At 68.6% G+C, this 1400-nt stretch carries 1 pseudogene; it reads left to right on the forward strand.

The features are described 5' to 3' along the window. Positions 1-711 precede the first annotated feature (711 nt). Positions 712-1400: pseudogene (locus tag ACFWW8_RS38600) on the forward strand (IS3 family transposase); the annotation flags it as partial.

Consider the following 1400-nt stretch of genomic DNA (forward strand, 5'->3'; position numbering starts at 1 on the left):
CCAGCACTACCTCCTCATCACCCTCGCCACCCTCCTGACCCTCACCACCCTCAACCCCCATAGGGAATCGCAGGACGGACCGCTTGCCCCACGCAGACCCACCTGACCGGCGCAGGCCCGATCTCCGGGTGCTCATGCGTGCGGGCGGTCGGATCGACTGGGTAGCCCCCACCGCCCGGCGCGGTGAAGCCCTCGACACCGCGTATACCCGCATCTCGCAGACTGCCGGACGGAAACAGAAGGGCTCCGGGTGACCAGCCGGCGGCGGGTGGAGGGCTGCGAGATGGCCTCCCGGGCCGAAGTGAAGGCACCGCGGCTGGAGAGGTGGCGCCCCTCAAGCCCTGGAAATCCCGATGCGGTCGGCGGGTTGGACAGCGGCCTTAATCGGGGAGAGGGGCGATCGGTGGTACCGCCCCAGAACGCGCCGGGCGCTTCCCCCGCAGCACCAACACGGAAGGTGCATGCTTACGCCAGGGCAACGGGTCGGGCGCCGCAGGCATGGCCCGCTCCGGTTCGATGCCGCGACTGGGGTCTGTGAGCGGTCGGGAACCGGCCTGCGGTCCCTGAGACTTCCTGTCAGCGATCATGTGGCGGTTCACTGACGACAGCGGACCATGGGCGAACCACGCGGCCCACGGCTCCGGACGTTTCCCCGTGGTCGTGGACACCCTGATCATTGGATCGTGAGGATCCATAGGACAGGAGTTCCCGTTGGGGACGTCGAAGTACTCGGCTGAGTTCAGGGCCGATGCCGTCGCGCTCTACCACGCCAGCCCGGGTGGGACGTATGCGTCGGTGGCCAAGGACGTGGGCATCAACCACGGGACGCTCCGCACCTGGGTGCGGGACGCCGGGCAGGCCGCCCGGCCCGGAGCGGTGGAGGCCACCGCGATGGAGAAGGAGAACCGGCAGTTGCGGGCGCGGGTGAAGGAGCTCGAGCTGGAGCGGGAGATCCTGCGGAGGGCCGCGAAGTATTTTGCGGGCGAGACCAGCTGGTGAGCAGCCGCTTTCAGTTTGTCGATGATCATCGTGGCGTCTTCGGCGTCAAGCGGCTGTGCCGGATACTGCGGGTCTCCCGTTCGGGCTTCTACCGGCACCTGGCCGGTGAGGAGGCGCGGGCCGGCCGGGCCCGAGCCGATGCCGAGCTCGCCGAACGCATCGCGCGAATCCATGAGGAATCGGATGGCACCTACGGGGTTCCGCGTGTCACTGCCGAGCTGAGGGACGCCAGGCGGCGAGTCAATCACAAGCGCGTAGAGCGGGTCATGCGCGCATTCGGCATCGTCGGGCTGCACCTGCGCAAGAAGGTCCGCACCACGGTTCCCGAGCCGTCGGCGACACCGGTGCCCGACCTGCTGCGGCGCGACTTCACCGCGACCAAGCCGAACACCAGGCATGTG

Origin of the sequence: Streptomyces sp. NPDC058701 (assembly GCF_042715295.1) — a bacterium.
Lineage (GTDB): Bacteria > Actinomycetota > Actinomycetes > Streptomycetales > Streptomycetaceae > Streptomyces.